The organism is Aeromonas sp. Y318-3 (genome assembly GCF_027706185.1).
Lineage (GTDB): Bacteria > Pseudomonadota > Gammaproteobacteria > Enterobacterales > Aeromonadaceae > Aeromonas > Aeromonas veronii.
Genome location: NZ_JAPDCN010000005.1, coordinates 272,389 through 289,617 on the forward strand (window position 1 = coordinate 272,389; position 17,229 = coordinate 289,617).

The window sequence follows — 17,229 nt, forward strand, 5'->3', positions numbered from 1 at the left end:
CCTTACTGCATGTTGATCATGACGGTTTCTTGCCACTGGCGCGGCAGGGCTTTGGAGCTCTGCTCCCAGGCGGCGTGATCCTGCACCGGCTTGGCATTGGCGTACTGCTCGGCCGGCAGCAGCTTGGCCTTCACGTCATCCGGCAGAGTCACGTTGCTGCGGATCGGACGGGCGTAGCCGCGGGCCAGGTTGATTTGACCGGCATCGGAGAGGATGTATTCACGGGCCAGTTTGGCGGCGTTGGGGTTCTTGGCCCACTTGTTGATAATGGTGGTGTAACCGGCAATGACGGAGCCGTCACTCGGGATCACCACATCAAACTTCTTGGGGTCAATCTGGTCGCGGTAGTTGAGGGCGTTGAAGTCCCACAGCACACCCACTTCCACTTCGCCCTTCTCGATATTGGCGATGGTCGGGTCATTCAGCGACAGGCGACCCTGCTTGGCCAGCTGGCCGAACAGCTCCAGCGCGGGCTTGAGGTTCTTCTCGCTGCCGCCGGTGGCATAGGCCGCCGCCAGCACGCCGTTGTTGGCCTGGGAGGCGACACCCACATCACCCAGGGTCACCTTGTAGTCACCACCCAACAGGGATTGCCAGCTGGTGGGGGCGGCCTTGACCAGATCCTTGTTGATCAGGAAGGCGATGGTGCCGGTATAGGCCAGCATCCAGTGACCGTCGGCGTCCTTGGCCCAGTTGGGAATATCAGCCCAGGTGGAGGGTTTGTAGGGCTGGGTAACCCCCTGCTTGACCGCAACCGGACCGAAGGCGCCGCCCACGTCACCGATATCGGCGGTGGCATTGGCCTTCTCGGCGGCGAACTTGGCGATCTCCTGCGCCGAGCTCATGTCGGTATCCTGATGCTTGATGCCGTAGATGCTGCCCAGCTGCTGCCAGGTATCCTTCCAGTTGGCCCAGCTGTCGGGCATGCCGATGCTGTGGAGCTGGCCTTCGCCACGGGCGGCCTTTTCGAGATCCGCGATATTTTCGGCTGCATAGCTATTTGTGGCAAACAACGGTTGGCTGATGGCCACCATGGCCAGTGCACTTGCGATCACGCTTTTCATCATCCCATCCCTCTGGACTAGGTCAGTTAAGGTTCGAGAGGGATGCTAGAGGGGAATTGTGACGGTGGCGGGGCGCTTTAATGGCAGTTTGATGACAATCACCCTGTCATGGCGCTGTCATCCACAGCAGTTACAACTCTGAACCCGAGTGAGGCTGGACTACTCCAGTCATCCGCCTTCTGAATAAGCAACAGGGACAAGAGTGTGACCGAGCCGAGATTGAGCGAGCAGAGAGTGAACGAACAGAGCATGGCCGATGGCCGCGTCTCCTCCAAGTGTGAACAGATTTGCCAGACCCTGCGCCGCTATATCGGCAGCGGCCAATTGGGGGCCGGGCAGCAGCTGCCCGCCGAACGGGCCCTGAGCGAGCGCTTCGCTACCACCCGCATCACCATCAAGGAGGCACTCTCCAGCCTCGAAGCGGACGGCCTTATCTACCGGGCCGAGCGACGCGGCTGGTTCGTGGCGCCGCCTCGCCTCACCTATGATCCCGCCATCCACACTCACTTTCACCAGTGGATCGGCGAGCAGCAGCGCACCGCCGAAACCCGGGTGCTGGCCCACGGCAGCGAGCTTGCCAGCAGCGAGCTGTGCCGCTGGATGGGGCTGGAACCCTTCACTCCACTTTATGAGATCCGCCGCCAGCGGCTGATCGACGGCCGCCCGGTGCTGCATGTCAGCCACCACCTGCTGGCGAGCCGCTTTCCCGATATCGCCAGCGCGCCGCTGGCCAGCTCCCTCACCGAGCTCTATCAGCAGCGCTATGGCATAGGCCAGGGTGGGGCGAGTCTCGAGATCACCCCCTCGGCGGCGCGTGGCGCCATCGCCCGCGCCCTCAATCTGGCGGAGGGGAGCGCGGTGCTACGGCTGGTGCGGGTCAACTACGACGAGCGAGGCGGTCTGGTGGATTGCGATATCGAGCACTGGCGGCCGGATGCCATCCGCATTTGTCTGGATACCCGGGCGCTGCAACCCATCATCGCCAAAGCGCAGCCCATGCAACTGGCAGAGTAACCACTCTCAGACTCACGAGCAGACACGGATCCCACAGGATCAGCCGGGATCAGTTGTCGATATTGGGGATCATGTCGTCGAAGCTCTGGTAGCCGCAGTCAGCCAGTTGCAGCGACATGGTGTAGGTCTTGGCGTGCTCCTGCTGACCGATGGCGGGGCGGTTGAGCTTGATCTCCTGATGCCAGTACTCCTTCATCCGGTCGATCAGCGCCATCGCCTCTCCCTCGTTGAGGTGCAGCTGGCAGAGCGCCATATAGTTGTTCGACTTGTGCATGTTCTCCACCAGATACTCCCCCAGCACCGACATTGCCTGCCGCGCCTGCTGGCGGGCGAAACGGCTGTGCTGCTCGAAGCTGATCCGCTCGCTGATGAGGAAGTGGTAACTGTTGTCGATACCAAGCTGCAAAATGCCGAGCTTCTCCAGCTTGCGCAGATAGAGGTAGCAGGAGGCATCGGTCAGGCCGTACTCCCGCTTGAGATCGATCAGCGTCTTGTCGCGCCAGAAGATATTGGCGAGAAAGGCGTAAAGCCCCGGCTCGTTGTGAAACGCCTCGTCCTGCTCCTGAGTGAAGACGGCGCGGCGGCTCTGGGCGTCCTGAGTGCGATCCAGCAACTCCTCGAACGAGAGCCCCACCAGATGGCAGATCTCCAGCAGAGTATCGAACGGCAGGGAGGGCTTGTTCATCATCCGTTTCACGGTCGCGATGGAGACCCCCATGGCTTCTGCCAGGGTCTGATAGCGGATCCCCTTGTCGGTCAGGGTCTTCTTCAGGGTGTCGAGAATATTGTTGGCCAGGGTCTGGCTGTAGGTCATGCCACTCTTCCTTGTTATCGCACTTTCATTGCATGGTTATGCCGAGTCAGCTTCTGACCTGTTTTTACCTTCAAGGCTCAGATATTGACACCGAAAAAACAGCCTAGAGAAAAAATCGCCTGCAACGCCCATCAGGACAGACCAGTTGAACGATGAGGTCGCAAAATCTGACACCAGACAGTGCATATCTTTCAACCCGCAAACATTTTGCTAGTGCTGCATAGAACATCGCGCATAATCGAAACGTATCGAGTTCAAGACCCTTCCTGGTTGAGAAATCGATTGTTTGCTTCCAAATTTTTATCTTTTAAACCGTAAGGTTTTTTCTCTTTCCTGGCATTGGGCGGCGCTGATAGCACCGCCCTTTTCTTTTCCCTGAATTCGCAGGTCAGGTCAAGGGCCCCGGCAAGGGGAAGTGTCACCGGCCACATGCAACCCACTGATGAGCCGACTGTGAAGTCCTTTCTGACAAGGTATTCTAAACAGCCACCAATACCGTCTTATTGCCATTCAATATATTTAAATGGCTTGCTTGGACAGCTTCATCCAATATAAAAACGAATATAAGCAAGTAATTTAAAACATCAAAAACCTATCTTTTAAATGGCTTGTATATATAAGAAAACAAAATTAATCAGACCGCACACCCCATATCTGCTTATCACACCCCATATCTGCTTATCACACCCCATGCCCACCCCAACGAGTGCTGCCTAGGAAAGAAAAAAGCCACCCAAAAGAGCCCATTCGCGTATCTGGTGGGTAGCATAGCCCACGCAAAAACAGCCTCAAAAGACCACCAAAAGCCACATTGGGAACAATCCCAAACCTCAAAAAGAGCAAAAAACAGGCAAAAAGATAGATTTTTTTCTCACGGTTTCACCTTGTGATGGGTTCAAAAAATCATCGAAAAGAGCCTGACGCCTGTGAGTGACATCTGAGATGCCAATTTTTAGACAGCTCATCATGGCCACGCTCGAATGAAAATTTAATGCCGATAAAAATCAATCACATAGAATCAAATTCGAACTCGCAGCCTGTCATTTGCCTCACCAGTTAATTATTTAAACCTCAATAAAGCTAAAACTCTAATAACACCATTTATTAAACAAAATGCCCCTGCTTGCAGCCAGTCATATTTAGAAGAATGGGGAAATCACTCTCTTGTTATTCAGAAATGTGCTGACTATACTGCGGCCCCTCTGTGAAAGCAGAGCAATGACGGAAATATAAAAAGCTTCATGGATTGAGCAATATAAATCACACGCAGTTCACGCAACACAAGGTTATTTATCCATGAACAAGTTTAATAAAATTGCCGCTTTCTCACTGCTTGCTCTGGCCATGAATGGCGGCGCCCATGCCGAAGGCTGGTATGCAGGTCTGGATCTGACCACCTCCAAGATGGATCTCGATGGTGCTGCCAAAGACGCCTATGACGCCAAAGTGATCGACGACCAGCTCGACGGCGGCAGCCTGATCGTGGGTTACAGCTTCAAACCCTGGCTGGCGGTTGAAGGTGGCCTGCACGCCCAACAGATGGATCAGCTGACCTGGGTGACCTCCCCGATTGCAAGCGGCTTTGCCGACACCACCATCGAAACCCGCAGTATCAGCCTGGCCGCCAAGCTGAGCCAGCCGCTGGCCTGGGGCTTCAGCGCCTATGCCAAACCGGGTATCGCCTACACTCGCACCGAAGTGGAAGTTGTCGGCAACGCCACTCTCCTCGGTTTCAGCGGTCAGGGAAGCAAGAGCGCAACCAAGAGCAAGGTACACCCCAATCTGGAAGTAGGTCTGGACTACGCCTTCAACGACCACTTCTCTGCCGGTATCGGTTACGAGCGCCAGTTCGACGCCCTGAGCCTGGGTGACGAGCACTACTCTCTGGATACCTTCAAGCTGGGTCTGCGCTACCACTTCTAAGTCGCGCCGCGTCAGTAACAATGCAAAAGGGCCGCAGGTTTCAAACCTGCGGCCCTTTTTACTGCTCTTTTTCCGTACCCCGCGTTAGCAGATCTGGTCTTTACCCAGCTGCTTGGCCTGATAGAGCGCCCGATCTGCACGCACCATCAGACTCTCCTTCTGCTCATCCTGCTGATACTCCGCCAACCCGAAGCTCATGGTAGCGGGCGCATGGGGGCAGATGGGCTCGCTCGCCATCAATGCCTGAAACTTGCTCGCCACCACCAGCGCATCCTCGCGGCCGGTGTTGGGCAACAACACCATAAACTCGTCACCGCCCCAGCGGGCCAGCAGATCGATCTCGCGGATATGGCGGCGCACCAGCGCCACTATGTTGATCAGGGTCTGATCCCCGGCGTTGTGGCCATAGCTGTCGTTGATCTGCTTGAAGTTGTCCACATCCATGGCGATCACCGTAAACGGCTGATGGAAGCGGCGCGCCCGCTCGCACTCCAGCTGCAATGCCCGCTCCAGCCGATAGCGACTGGCGGCGCCAGTCAGGGCATCGGTCTCTGCCAGCAGACGGTTCTCCTCGGCTTTCTGTTGCAGCGCCTCGTTGAGTCGCACCAGCTCGGCGGTACGCTCGGCAACCTGCTGCTCCAGCGACTGATTGCGCCGCTCCAGCTGCTCCAGCAACAGCTTGCTGGCGTGGATATCGCGATGGGCGCCGATCATCCGCGCCACAGACCCGTCGGGATTTCGCTCAATGATCCGGCCGCAATCCTCAATCCAGAGATAACTGCCATCGCGGCAGCGGCAACGGTACTCGGCACGATACTCATGGGCGCTGCCGCTCAGACAGAGATCGAACTTCGCCATCACCGCCGCCAGATCGTCGGGGTGGATCACGTTCTCCCAGGTGAAGACGGTATTGCCGAGGGAGTGAGGCTCGTAACCCAGCATCCGGTACCAGCCGGGGTTGCGATAGACAAAACCGGTATTGGCATGCCAATCCCAGATGCCATCGCTGGTCACCTCCAGAATGCCATGCACCACGGCCTCGCTGACATCCGAGATCCTGATCGTGTCACTGTCCTGCACCATAGCAGTTATCCTTGTTCTTCCGCCCCGCGCCACCACGGGGAATCGCTCTGTTGTCGTGAGGCGCTACCTTGGCATATTGCAACAGAACTGTCAGCCAGAACCCCACCGCACCACCGTTTCCCCGGTTATCGGCCACTCACGGCGCAGGCTGAATCAGGGTGGCCATAAGTGTGGCTCAAGCGCGCCCCATTTACCGGATTTAACTCACGATTCAGTCATTTGGGGGATGGAATAATCGGGCGGCGCAAGAGGGGTGACCAAGTGCAGCATATTGTGCCAACCCGCTCCCCTCACCCAGAGGGAGAGGGGATAAAGCAGCACCGGAAATATGATCGCCAACCACACCGGTTCGATTGGAGAAACTTAATCTGGGCGCGGGAACGAGATTATCCCTTATTTACTTGCTGGAGAGCGGTTGGCGGTGAGGGGATAGAAAAATAAGATTTGTCTGGATATACCTTGTAGCTCTCCAGGTATGAACCCGCCTCGTTAACCCTAGTTTTCACCCATACCTCACCATAATTCCGAATCTGTGCCTTACCAAGCTCACTATCACTGTAACAAAGATCAAACCAATGCCCTGTATGCTTATCTTTTATTTTTAAGCCTGCCTCACAACGGCCGTATTTGCCTTTGGATGGTCCCGGATGAACCACTTTATATTCCGTATCATAACTGACCACTTCATCTGGATAATAATAGACGTACATATCATAGCCATACCATGACGTTATAAGCATCATAAAGAAGCAATTACCAAACGCTTTTGCAATATATTTTAAGGCATGACGTCTGGAACATCGCAAAGCAGTTACTATCGCACCAACCAATCCAAATAACGCACTGATAGTAATGTAGGTGAGCGATTCAGGAACCAAGTCAGCAATAAGTGTTTTATCTGATAATTTTGTCTTGTATAAGATACTTGCCAACCATAGAACAACCAGGCATATAAAGCCAACCCCAAGCAGCATGTTTTTGTGCTGTTCGCTTTTAAAACTATGAATTGTCATTTTACTGCCTGATTTTTTATTAAAAACGAAAAGTATCCCACCATTTTGCAAGATAAATATGGGCGGTGCAATTCACTTCGTTCATTGCACCCTACCCGATTTTACGAAATGGGCATTGTGTCAACCTGCTCCCCTCACCCTAGCCCTCTCCCAGAGGGAGAGGGGATAAAGCAGCATCGGGGATATGGTGTTGGCGATCGCGTGTAAATTCGAGATATAGCTACGGCGCCAAACCTCACTTCTCCCGTTTATTAAAAAAGAAGGAGAAGGGCTGGGGATGAGGGGAGGAGAAATGAGATTACGCGGTAAACGTTAGGCTTCGCTACACCCAGACACAACCTACACAATAGGTAGGTTGGTGCTGAGCCTGCTAAGACCAACATACAATATTATCTAAGAGGTACACCTAAGAAAGTTATATATAAAAAACTGTTTTTCGTAACATAGCCAAACAAGTAGAGCAAGGTTTAGTACAACTGGCGTCCAATAATCAAATGATCTCGGCTTACGAAAAAGACAAATAAAATTAGAAATAAAAGCCATTAGATAGATTAAAAATCTAATTTTAATTGACTTAATTCTATGGGATGAATATTGAACATAACCGGCTGAGACTTCATCTTGAGATAGATCATCTGAATTTTCATAAAAACCCCACATATCCTTTAAGGATTCTGTTATTGCCTTTGGTTGAGATATAGATGTTGGTCTTAATTCAATCCAACAGTTTTCCAATGCCAATCCATTTAGTTTAAAGCCGATTAAATATGCAATAAAACCTTGCTCCTCATACACTTTCATTCTCACAACATTATTTGATATATCAGCTTCCTCATCAATCACAAGATAGTTATCTTCGGTCAGTATTTTTGAAAACAACCATCGCGTAATAAAATTGTCTACCCCCCAAGAAAATGACAGACGACATACCTCCGAGAACTGTTTCCCTGAGTTCAGCAAATAGCGATATGTTGCATATAGGGCTAACAACATGTATGCAAACGTTAAATTGTTAGGGGTTGATGCAACTACTTCAGGCAAACCTGGTATTGATATTTTCGCATCAATTAAACTCACCCCCAACAAACTATGAAGGAAACCGATGGAGAATATTATCAAAAGGCCTCTTCTACTTTTAGTAAACTCATCATCAAATATTTCATTAATCGACATTACTCACCTTCTATTTATTAATTTCATCGGTTAACCAAATACTACAGATAGCTGTCATTGCATTCTCCCCCCACAATCACTCCCCCAACCTCTCCGCCAATCCGGAATACCGCTCGGTCTTTTTCCGCACCGCTTGTGCCAACAGGGCGCGATCGCCGTAGAGATCGAGGCGCGCCTTGGCGCGGGTGATGCCGGTATAGACCAGCTCGCGGGTCAGCAGCGGGCTGGGGCTGTCGGGCAGCACCAGCACGGTATGGGCAAACTCCGAGCCCTGGGATTTGTGGATGGTCATGGCGTAGACAGTCTCGTGGGGCGGCAAGCGGCTGGGCAACAGGGCGCGCAGGGTGCCGTCCGGCTGCTCAAACCATACCTTTAACCGGCCAGTTTCATCGGGCAGGCAGAGCCCCATATCGCCGTTGTAGAGGCCGACCCCGTGGTCGTTGCGCACCACCATTACCGGGCGACCGGCATACCAGTCGCCATCGCGGGCAATCAGGCCGGCCCGTGACAGGGCCAGTTCGAGCCGCTCGTTAAGACCCAGCACCCCGAACGGGCCATCGCGCAAGGCGCAGAGGATCTGGAAGCTGTTGAATGCCTTGAATACGGCGGCGGGCGCCTCCCCGGCGCGGGCCGCCTTCAGATAGGCACCGTAGCCGGCCACCCCCTGGGCAATCAGGGCGTCGTAGGCCTCCCCCGCCCAGGGGTGCAGGCTGATATCGGCGAATCCTGCGCCCCAGACTGATTCCACCGCCGTGGCATCGCCGCTGTTGCAGGCGCGCGCCAGCTGGCCGATACCAGAGTGCTGATCAAAGCGCCAGCTCTTGGCCAGCAAACAGAGGCTGTCGCGCACCGGAGCCCCTGCGGGCGAGCCCTGCAAACGGTAGCCGGTCTGGCGGGAGAGCCACTGCGCCTGAGCCGGGCTGATGCCCTGTTCGATAAAGCTGCAGATATCGCCGAGCACGGCCCCCGCCTCCACCGAGGCGAGCTGATCCTTATCGCCGAGCAGGATCAGGCGGGCATGGCTCGGCAGCGCATCGAGCAGCCGCGCCATCATCGGCAAATCGACCATGGAGGCCTCATCCACCACCAGCAAGTCGAGGTGCAGCGGGTTGCCTGCGTGGTGGCGGAACTGGCTGCGCCCCGGAATGACCCCGAGCAGCCGGTGCAAGGTGCCCGCTTCGGTGGGGATCGCTTCGACCCACTCGGGGGGCAGATCGAGGGCCTGCAGGGCAGAGCCGATACTCTCGGTGAGGCGCGCCGCCGCCTTGCCGGTGGGGGCCACCAGCCGGATCGCCGGCGCCTTGCCTGCTTGCAGGCCGGTCTCTACCAGAATGGCGAGCAGTTTGGCGACCGTAGTGGTCTTGCCGGTGCCGGGGCCGCCGGAGATCACCGCAAAGGGGCGCGCCGCCGCGGTGGCCGCCGCCAGCTTCTGGCCGTTGCAGCAGAGCGCCTCGGGCACCAGCGTATCCAGCTTGCTCAAGTCGCTCGCCGCCTGGGCGCTGGCCAGCAACGCTTCGATAGGGGGCCAATCCACCTCGTTCGGGAACACCAGATCCAGATACTTCTCGATAAAGTGGCGGGCCGAGAAGTCGGGGGCGAGGCGGGCTTTGAGCAGCGCCGCGAACACCAACCCGTAGTCGCGGGCAAACAGCCGCGACAGGGCGGGAGCAATCTCCGGCCATTCGGCTCGCTCGCTCAAAGCGCGCAGATGGCGGGCTACTCCCTGCTCGTGATCGTGGTAGCGGGTAAGGTAGAGCCGCCCGTGCCACAGCCGCAGCGGCCAGCGCGGGGCAAGCCCGTCATCCTGTTCCGTACCAACGAGCGGGCTTGCCGCAAACAGGGCGGGCCAGCGGGCAGGATCCGCCAGATCCAACAGCAGATCCCGGCTCTGCTGGGGATCCAGCCCGAACGGCCGCAAAGATCCGGCAGCGAGCATCTCTAGCGGCAGGCAGACATGGCCGCGCCCCAGCTCAAAGCAGGCGAGCGCCGCCCCCAGCACCAGCTCGGGGCTGCCGCCAAGGTCGGCCACCAGCCTGGCAAATTGCAGATCCAGCTGGCGGATACGGCCAGCCAGCGCCAGTGTTTTGAGCCGTTCAACCATCATTGCGCTGGCTGCGTTGCTGATCATGGTGCCGCTCATGCCTCTACCTCGTTCAATGCTTGGGATCCCGCTGCTGGCAGCTCACTGCCTTCGCTAAACAACTTATCCAGCCCCAGCACCAGTTCACGGCTCGGGCGGGTATGGAAAATGCCCCCCTGCGGCATGCCGCGCAGGAACAGATAGAAAACACCGCCAAAATGCTGCTCGAAGTCGTAGCCCGGCAGGCGCAAGGTGAGCAGCCGGTGCAGCGCCAGCGAGTAGAGCTGGTATTGCAGGTCGTAGCGGTGCTCGGCCATCGCCCGCTCCAGCGCCGGACGGCTGTAATCGGCGGGGCTCATGCCGAGGTGGTTGGATTTGTAGTCGAGCAGATACCAGCGCCCCTGCCACTCGAACACCAGATCGATAAAGCCCTTGAGCATCCCCTGCACGGTGGCAAAGCTGAGCGGCTTGTTGCCCCGCGACAGCGGGTCGTGCTGCTGGCAGAGGGCGGTCAGCGCCGGTGCCGTCACCCGCCCCATGGGCAGGAAGAACTCCAGCTCCACCTGTTTGCGCTCGGGGGCCAAATCCCGCAGCCGCACCGGATCACCAAAGCCGGTATCGAGCGGAGTATCGAGCACCGCTTCGACCTGCTGTTGCAGCACCGGGGCCCAGCTCTCGTCGAAGCCGTCCTGAGCCAATAGACTGGCGATATGCCCTGCCAGCGGCTCGCCCGCGGCGCTTTGAAAGTCGATGGTCTCGAACAGGCTGTGCAGCAAGGTGCCGGGGCGCGCCCCTTTCGGGAAGGTGAAGATGGAGGGCTGGGGCGCCTCCTCCGGTTGCTCGGAAGCCAGCGCAGCCGCCTCGGTCACCACCTCATCATCGAAGCCGGGGTTGGCCAAGACCCCCTTGCTGTGACCATGGCCCTGCGCCGCCAGCCCGGAGTAGGAGCTGATCCACCAGTCCCGTTCAAGGGTGCCGCTAAAGTGGCGCACCTGCGGCTCGCCCAACTGCTCCTTCTCTGGCGGCAGCGGGGCCGGACGGGTGAGCGAGGGCTCACCGACGGCCACCCCGGGCAGCGCCTGTGCCAGCTCGGTGAGGGCGGTCGCCAGCGTCTGCGCATCCCCCTCTTCCCCCTTTTGCAGCAGGTAGCCGATGGCGGTGTGGTGCAGATCGGTCTTCTCCGACTTGCCCGCCCCCGCCCGCACCGGCGCCAACCCCAGCCAGGTGGCGTAAACGCCCCGGGTCAGGGCCACATAGAGCAGCCGCAAATCTTCGGCAAGCCGCTCCCTGTCCGCTTCGGCGAGCGACGAGTCGGCGCCGGTCAGATCGAGAATGGTGCGATTGCCCGCCTCGTCCGCCTCGTGATAGAGCGGGGTCTCGGCGGTTCTGTGGCTACAGATAAAGGGCAGGAACACCAGCGGGTACTCCAGCCCCTTGGATTTGTGGATGGTGACGATCTGCACCAATTTCCGCTCGGATTCGAGCCGCAGTACCTGCTCCGCATCCTGCCCGTTGGGGCGGCTCACCGCCTCCCCCAGCCAGCGCAGCAGGGCATACTCCCCGTCCAGCTCGCTGCTCACCTGTTGCAGCAGCTCGCCAAGATGGAGGAAGTCGGTCAGCCGCCGCTCGCCATAAGGGCTCGCCAAAAGCGAAGAGGCGAGATTGCGCCGGTGCAGCAGGGCCCGCAGCATCGCCAGCACGCCGCGGCGATGCCAGATCTTGCGGTACTCCATAAACTCCTGCACCGCGCTCTCCCACGCCCGCTCGTCGCTGGCCAGCCCATCGAGCGCCTTGGCGTCGAGATCAAACAGGCCAGTGGCGAGCGCCGCCCGCAGGCTGCGCTCTTCGCTCGGGTTCTGGCAGGCGTGCAAAATCAGCAGGATCTCCCGCGCTTCCGTCTGCTCCAGCACGCTCTCGCGGTTCGACAGATAGACAGAGGCGATGGCGAGGCGCGCCAGCTCCTGCTGCACCAGCTTGCCCTCGGCGCCGGTGCGCACCAGCACGGCGATATCTCCGGCCTTCACCGCCTGATCACCGATCAATGCCTTGCCCTCGCGGGCCAGGGTCAGCAGGCGGTGGATCTCGGCGGCGGTGGCGCGGGCCATCTTGCTCTGGTAATCCCCCCGGTTGAAGGTGGGCTGGCCGGTAAGCTGCCAGCAGTGGAGCACGGGGGCGGAGGCGCCATCGAGCAGCAGCGCCTTGCTCTTGCCCTGCGCCTCCACCGGCAGGAAGGGGATATCCGCCTCGTAGATAAAGGGATCCTTGGCTCGCTCAAACAGGCCGTTGACCGCCCCCACCAGCGCACTGCTGGAGCGCCAGTTGCGCCCGAGGGTGTAGTGGGCGCTCACATTTCGCCGCGCCTGAATGTAGGTAAAGATGTCGGCGCCGCGAAAGCCGTAGATGGCCTGCTTGGGGTCACCGATCATCAAGAGCGCCGTGTCGCTATGGCCGCCGTAGAGGCGATGGAAGATGCGGTACTGCTGGGGATCGGTATCCTGAAATTCGTCGATCATCGCCACCCGGTAGGTGGCGCGAATGCGCTCGCAGAGCCGCTCGCCAAGGCTGGAACCGAGCGCCCCGTCGAGGTCTTTCAGCAGGTCATCGAACGAGAGCTGATGGGCTTGGCGCTTGCTGGCCTGCATCCGGCTGCGCACTACTTTGGCTGCCCGTTGCAGGATCAGATCCCGAATACCGGGGCGGCTCGCCAGCAGCTCGTCTATCTGGCTGAACAGCGGCAGGGTAGGCACCGCGCCCCCCTTCTTGAGGTTCTCCTCCAGCACCGTCTGGCCGAAGCGCTCCAGCTCCTTGGGAATGGCGTAGCCACTGCTCTCGTCCTGTGCCCAGTCGGCTATCTTGGCAAGCCACCCTTCGTAGTTCTTGCCGGTGTAGCGGCTTACTTGCCCATCCGTCTGGCGGCGGATCTCGTCCCCTTGCGCCAGCCATTCGTTTTTCACCGCCTCAATGCGACTCATGGCCGCCTGATGGCGGGCGGCGAGGGTCTCATCCCCCAGCGCGGGGTGGATCTCCAGCTCGCTGTTGTCGAGCCAGCTGCCCATCTCCCGCAGCAGGGCGGCGGGGCTCGGCCAGAGCGCACGCACGGCGCTGGCGAGGGCTTTATCTACCGGATAGAACTCGGCGCGCCAGTAGTCGCTCACCGCCTGCAGCCTGAGCTGGCTGTCGTCGGTGAGAAATTCGGTTTCAAAGAGGGCGCCAGACTCGAAGGCGTTCTGCTTGAGCATCCGCTGGCAAAAGCCGTGGATGGTAAAGACCGCCGCCTCGTCCATCTGCCGCTCGGCGGCCAGCAGGCGGCGAGCCGCCAGCTCGTGATCCGCCACCTCGTCCAGCAGTTGGGCCAGCAGGGTGTCACTGCTATGGCCACGCATAAAGGCTAGGCGCGCCTCGTGGATACGACCGCGGATCCGCCCGCGCAGCTCGGCGGTGGCCGCTTCGGTAAAGGTCACCACTAGGATCTCGGTCACCGAGAGCGGCCGCTCGTGGGCGCTCGGCTGACCGGCATCGGCGCCCTCCTCTATCAGCGGGCCATGGCCCAGCAGCAGGCGCAGGTAGAGACCGGCGATGGTGTAGGTCTTGCCGGTACCGGCAGAGGCTTCAATCAGTCGTTCACCATGGAGGGGAAAACGCAATGTATTGAGCGGGTTAGCCATTATTTCAGCTCCTCCAGGGTCTTGAGCAGCGGGGTCAGGTGTTCGCGGGCCAGCGCCTGCAACAGCCCCAGCACCTCGTCATCGAGTTCGGGGAAACAGCGGGCGACGTAAACGTCTTGCCCCTCCCCATTGATCATCCAGCCACCGTTGAAACGGGTGAGGGCCGCCTTGTCGGCCGCCTCCGGCTTGTCGGGATCCTTCTCGATCGCCTTGAGCCAATCCCAGGCGGTGTTGGGGAAGAAGGGCAGCGGCCGCTTCATCCCCTGCGCCCAGCACGCCACCAGCGCCGCCAGCTTGGGCCGCGCCTCGTCGGCAGAGAGCTTGGGCAGTCGCAGACTCTGTTTGGCATCGAACAGCAGGGTGTCGCCGGGGGCGCAGCTCAATGAGAGGCAGAGGTGCTGGATCCAGCCCAGCAGCAGATCCTTGCCGTTGAAGCTGCCGGGTTTGACCACCAGCAAGCGCCCTTTCTGGGTGTCGAGCCACCCTTGCAGCTGACCCTGAGTGAGGGAGATATCGATCTCCACCGCCTGCTTTTCTGACTCATTGGCAGCAACCCATGGCCGCAGCCGATCCGCCAGCTTGCCCATCTCGGCATCCAGATCGTCCAGCAGCAGGCTGCCGAACCACCCTTGCGGCAACAGGCCGGTGAGCTGCAACCGCTCGCGACGCTCGGTACTTTCACCTTCCGCCAGATGGGCATCGAGCAGCAGATCTTTCAGCTGATAATGTTGCAGGCCATCCAGCTCGAACGGCTCGCTGTCCTCGATGTTGGCCTCGTTCAGCTCAAACCACACTTTGAGGCGGCGGTTGAGGAAATATTTGGTGGGCTGGCGATAGAAGCGCAGCAGCTCCGCCAGCTCCAGCCCCTGCTCCTTGCCCCATTCGGGAGGTAAGGGCAACTCGCCGCTCTGGAAGTTGGCCGCACCGCGCACCGGATTGAGGGCGGGCAACCAGTCGGCGGCATAGGTAAAGAGGCGCGAACCCGGCTCCGGATAGAAGTAGTTGCGGCTGTAGGGGGTGAGCGGATGCGCCACCATCAGGTGGTTGAGCAGCCGCTTGCCGGAGGTTTCGTCGTCCAGCTCCTCATCCCCCGCCAGCACGAAGCCCTGCCGCACATAGTCGATCAGCTCCGCCAGCAGCACCGAGGGCACCTTGTCGCTGTTGTCCTGCGCACTGAAGCCCTGATAGCTGATATAGAGCCCCTGCTGGGCACTCAGCAGCGCCTCAAGGAAGAGGTAGCGGTCATCATCGCGGCGGGAGCGATCCCCCCGCCGGCCCGCCACCGCCATCAGATCGAACCCCATGGGAGCCAGGGTGCGCGGGTAGACGCCGTCGTTCATACCGAGCAGGCAGACCTGCTTGAAGGGGATGGAGCGCATCGGCATCAGGGTGCAGAAGTTCACCTGACCGGCGAGGAAGCGCTGGCTGGAGCGGGACTCCCCCAGCACGCTGCCGAGGTAGTCCTGCAACAAGTCGGCGGTGATGGGCTGCTCGAAGCGGGCTTCGCCGAGCCGGGTCTGCCACTCGACCAGCTGGCTGCGGATCAGCTGGAGCTGACGCTCTTCATCCTCGTCAGCCAGATAGAAGCGCTCCAGCAGCGCCAGCAGGCAGGCATTCCACTCGGCCAGCGGCTGGGCCAGTTGCAGCCGGGGCAGGAATTCGGCCAGCGAATCGACAAACCAGGCGAGCTTGCCGAGTGCCAACCCCTGCTGACCTTCGATATCGGCGTAAGGAAGAATGCCCGCCACCGGCTCGCCATCCCCCATGGCGAAGCCGAGCAGCATGCGGCGCAGGCCGAACAGCCAGCTGTTGCCGGACATGGGCGGCAGATCGAAGCGGACGGGATAGCCGTCGTCCAGCCCCCAGCGGATGCCGGTCTCCTGCACCCAGACCCGCAGCTGGTTGAACTCGTCGTCATCCAGCTCGAAGCGGCGCAGCACGGCGGGCACCTCGAGAATGGCGAGCAGCTCGCCTGCCCCGAAGCGGGCATTGGGCAGCCTGAGCAGGGCGAGGAAACTTTGCAGCAGCGGACTCTCCTGACTCGCAGCCCGATCCGAGACCGCAAACGGGATCTGACCGCGCGCGCCAAACACCGCCTGAATGTAGGGGCCGTAGCTGTTCACATCCGGCATCATCACCACCACATCTTTCGGGGTGAGGGTCGGATCCTGCTCGAACAGCGCCAGCAGCCGGTCGTGCAGCACTTCAAGTTCCCGCATCGGGCCGTGGCAGGCGTGGATCTGCAAGGATCCATCCGCCGGATCTATGGGGCTCTTGTGATGGCTGCTGTCGAGATCGAACTGACCGGCGCCCCGTTCTGCCAACTCCAGCACATCCTTCTGGATGGCGCGCAGCAGGCTGACATTGCCCTTGCCATCCACCTCGTCGATATCGACGAAAGCCTCGATTTGCGGCACCTCCAGCTCCATCAGCTGGTGCAGGTAGTCGCGCCCCAGCTTGCCCATGGAGGCGAGCAGCGGGTTGGCGGGGCCCTGCAACGTCTCGATATCGGTGCCGGGTTTGAGCTTGTTCTCCAACCGAGCCAGGGTCTTGCGATCCAGCAGATCCCCCCAGTAGTAGCGGCAGGGGTTGGTGACGAACAGGTGCACCTCTACCTCCGGCCGGCTGCCGAGGGCCAGCAGCGCCTCCACATAACGCGGCGGCAGCGCCGAGATGCCGAACACGAAGACCCGCTGCGGCAGCTTGCCCGGCAGATCGGCGGTACGCGCCAGCTCGTGGATAAACTCCTCGTAGAGGTTGGCACGGTGGTAACCGCTCGGAGAGAGCGCCAGGGTGCGGGCCACCAGCTCGCGCCACAGCTCGGGCTGCCAATCCTGACCGCTCACCCCGGCCAGCTCCTGACTCAATCCTTCCCCCTCTTCCCAACGGGCGATCCAGTCCGGCCGGTAGACCAGATACTGGTCAAAGAGATCCGCCACCTTCTGGCAGAGCTGCCACAACCGCACCTGCTCGGGATCCTTGGCAGGATCCTCCTCATCTCCCCCGCCCAGATAGGCGGCGAGCGGGGCAAAGGCGGGGCGCTCCAGCAAGGCGGGCAAAATGGTCATCAGCTGCCAGCTCATGGATCCCTTGTTGTAGGGGCTCTGGCGCGGCACATCCGCCAGCACCCGGGTGAACATCTCCCAGATAAAACTGGCGGGCAGCGGAAAGTCGATATTGGCAGCGATGCCGAAGGCTTTGGCCAGCTCCAGCTTGAGCCACTGGGCCATGCCCGGACTCTGCACCAGGATCTGCTCCCGATCGAAGGGGTGAGAGAGAGGGGCCTGCCGGATGCGGCTCACCAGCAGCTCTTTGAGCAGATCCAGCTGATTGGAGTGGTAGAGGGTAAACATGAGCAATTCCCGCCTGTGGATGAGAGGGGGCGAGGGAAAAGGCGAGC

General features: G+C 59.5%; 10 protein-coding genes. 2 read left to right on the forward strand and 8 right to left on the reverse strand.

Annotated elements, in window-relative coordinates; genetic code table 11:
- Positions 1–2 precede the first annotated feature (2 nt).
- The gene (locus tag OKB77_RS09555) at positions 3–1,064 is read right to left on the reverse strand and encodes an ABC transporter substrate-binding protein (protein ID WP_005355254.1); all 1,062 of its coding nucleotides are present in this window, start codon (positions 1,062–1,064) and stop codon (positions 3–5) included.
- 249 nt (positions 1,065–1,313) lie between these two features.
- Here OKB77_RS09555 and OKB77_RS09560 point away from each other — a divergent pair, with 249 nt between their 5' ends.
- Complete coding sequence (locus tag OKB77_RS09560; RefSeq protein ID WP_139740583.1) at positions 1,314–2,078, forward strand: UTRA domain-containing protein; 765 nt, start codon at positions 1,314–1,316, stop codon at positions 2,076–2,078.
- A 49-nt stretch (positions 2,079–2,127) separates the two neighbouring features.
- Here OKB77_RS09560 and OKB77_RS09565 read toward each other — a convergent pair whose 3' ends face one another.
- Positions 2,128–2,892: a helix-turn-helix domain-containing protein gene (locus OKB77_RS09565; protein ID WP_005336490.1), complete on the reverse strand. Its 765-nt coding sequence runs from the start codon at positions 2,890–2,892 to the stop codon at positions 2,128–2,130.
- 1,296 nt (positions 2,893–4,188) lie between these two features.
- On the opposite strand from OKB77_RS09565, the gene OKB77_RS09570 reads away from it, so the two are divergent.
- A complete protein-coding gene (locus OKB77_RS09570; RefSeq protein ID WP_167573286.1) occupies positions 4,189–4,815 on the forward strand; it encodes a porin family protein in 627 nt (208 codons plus the stop codon).
- A gap of 84 nt (positions 4,816–4,899) precedes the next feature.
- Here the strand turns inward: OKB77_RS09570 and OKB77_RS09575 are convergent, their stop codons facing one another.
- The 6 genes from OKB77_RS09575 to recC form a co-directional block, all read right to left on the reverse strand.
- Entirely contained in the window at positions 4,900–5,898 is a 999-nt protein-coding gene (locus tag OKB77_RS09575; protein ID WP_058057085.1) for a sensor domain-containing diguanylate cyclase, read from the reverse strand.
- 386 nt (positions 5,899–6,284) lie between these two features.
- On the reverse strand, positions 6,285–6,911 hold the full coding sequence (locus tag OKB77_RS09580; protein ID WP_199416925.1) for a hypothetical protein: 627 nt from the start codon (positions 6,909–6,911) through the stop codon (positions 6,285–6,287).
- A 393-nt stretch (positions 6,912–7,304) separates the two neighbouring features.
- Entirely contained in the window at positions 7,305–8,084 is a 780-nt protein-coding gene (locus OKB77_RS09585) for a hypothetical protein (RefSeq protein WP_270817481.1), read from the reverse strand.
- A 76-nt stretch (positions 8,085–8,160) separates the two neighbouring features.
- On the reverse strand, positions 8,161–10,224 hold the full coding sequence (gene recD, locus OKB77_RS09590; RefSeq protein WP_270817483.1) for an exodeoxyribonuclease V subunit alpha: 2,064 nt from the start codon (positions 10,222–10,224) through the stop codon (positions 8,161–8,163).
- A complete protein-coding gene (recB, locus tag OKB77_RS09595) occupies positions 10,221–13,829 on the reverse strand; it encodes an exodeoxyribonuclease V subunit beta (RefSeq protein WP_110303936.1) in 3,609 nt (1,202 codons plus the stop codon). Before recB ends, recD begins: the two co-directional genes overlap by 4 nt.
- A complete protein-coding gene (gene recC, locus OKB77_RS09600; RefSeq protein ID WP_110303935.1) occupies positions 13,829–17,182 on the reverse strand; it encodes an exodeoxyribonuclease V subunit gamma in 3,354 nt (1,117 codons plus the stop codon). Before recC ends, recB begins: the two co-directional genes overlap by 1 nt.
- Between the last annotated feature and the right edge of the window lie 47 nt (positions 17,183–17,229).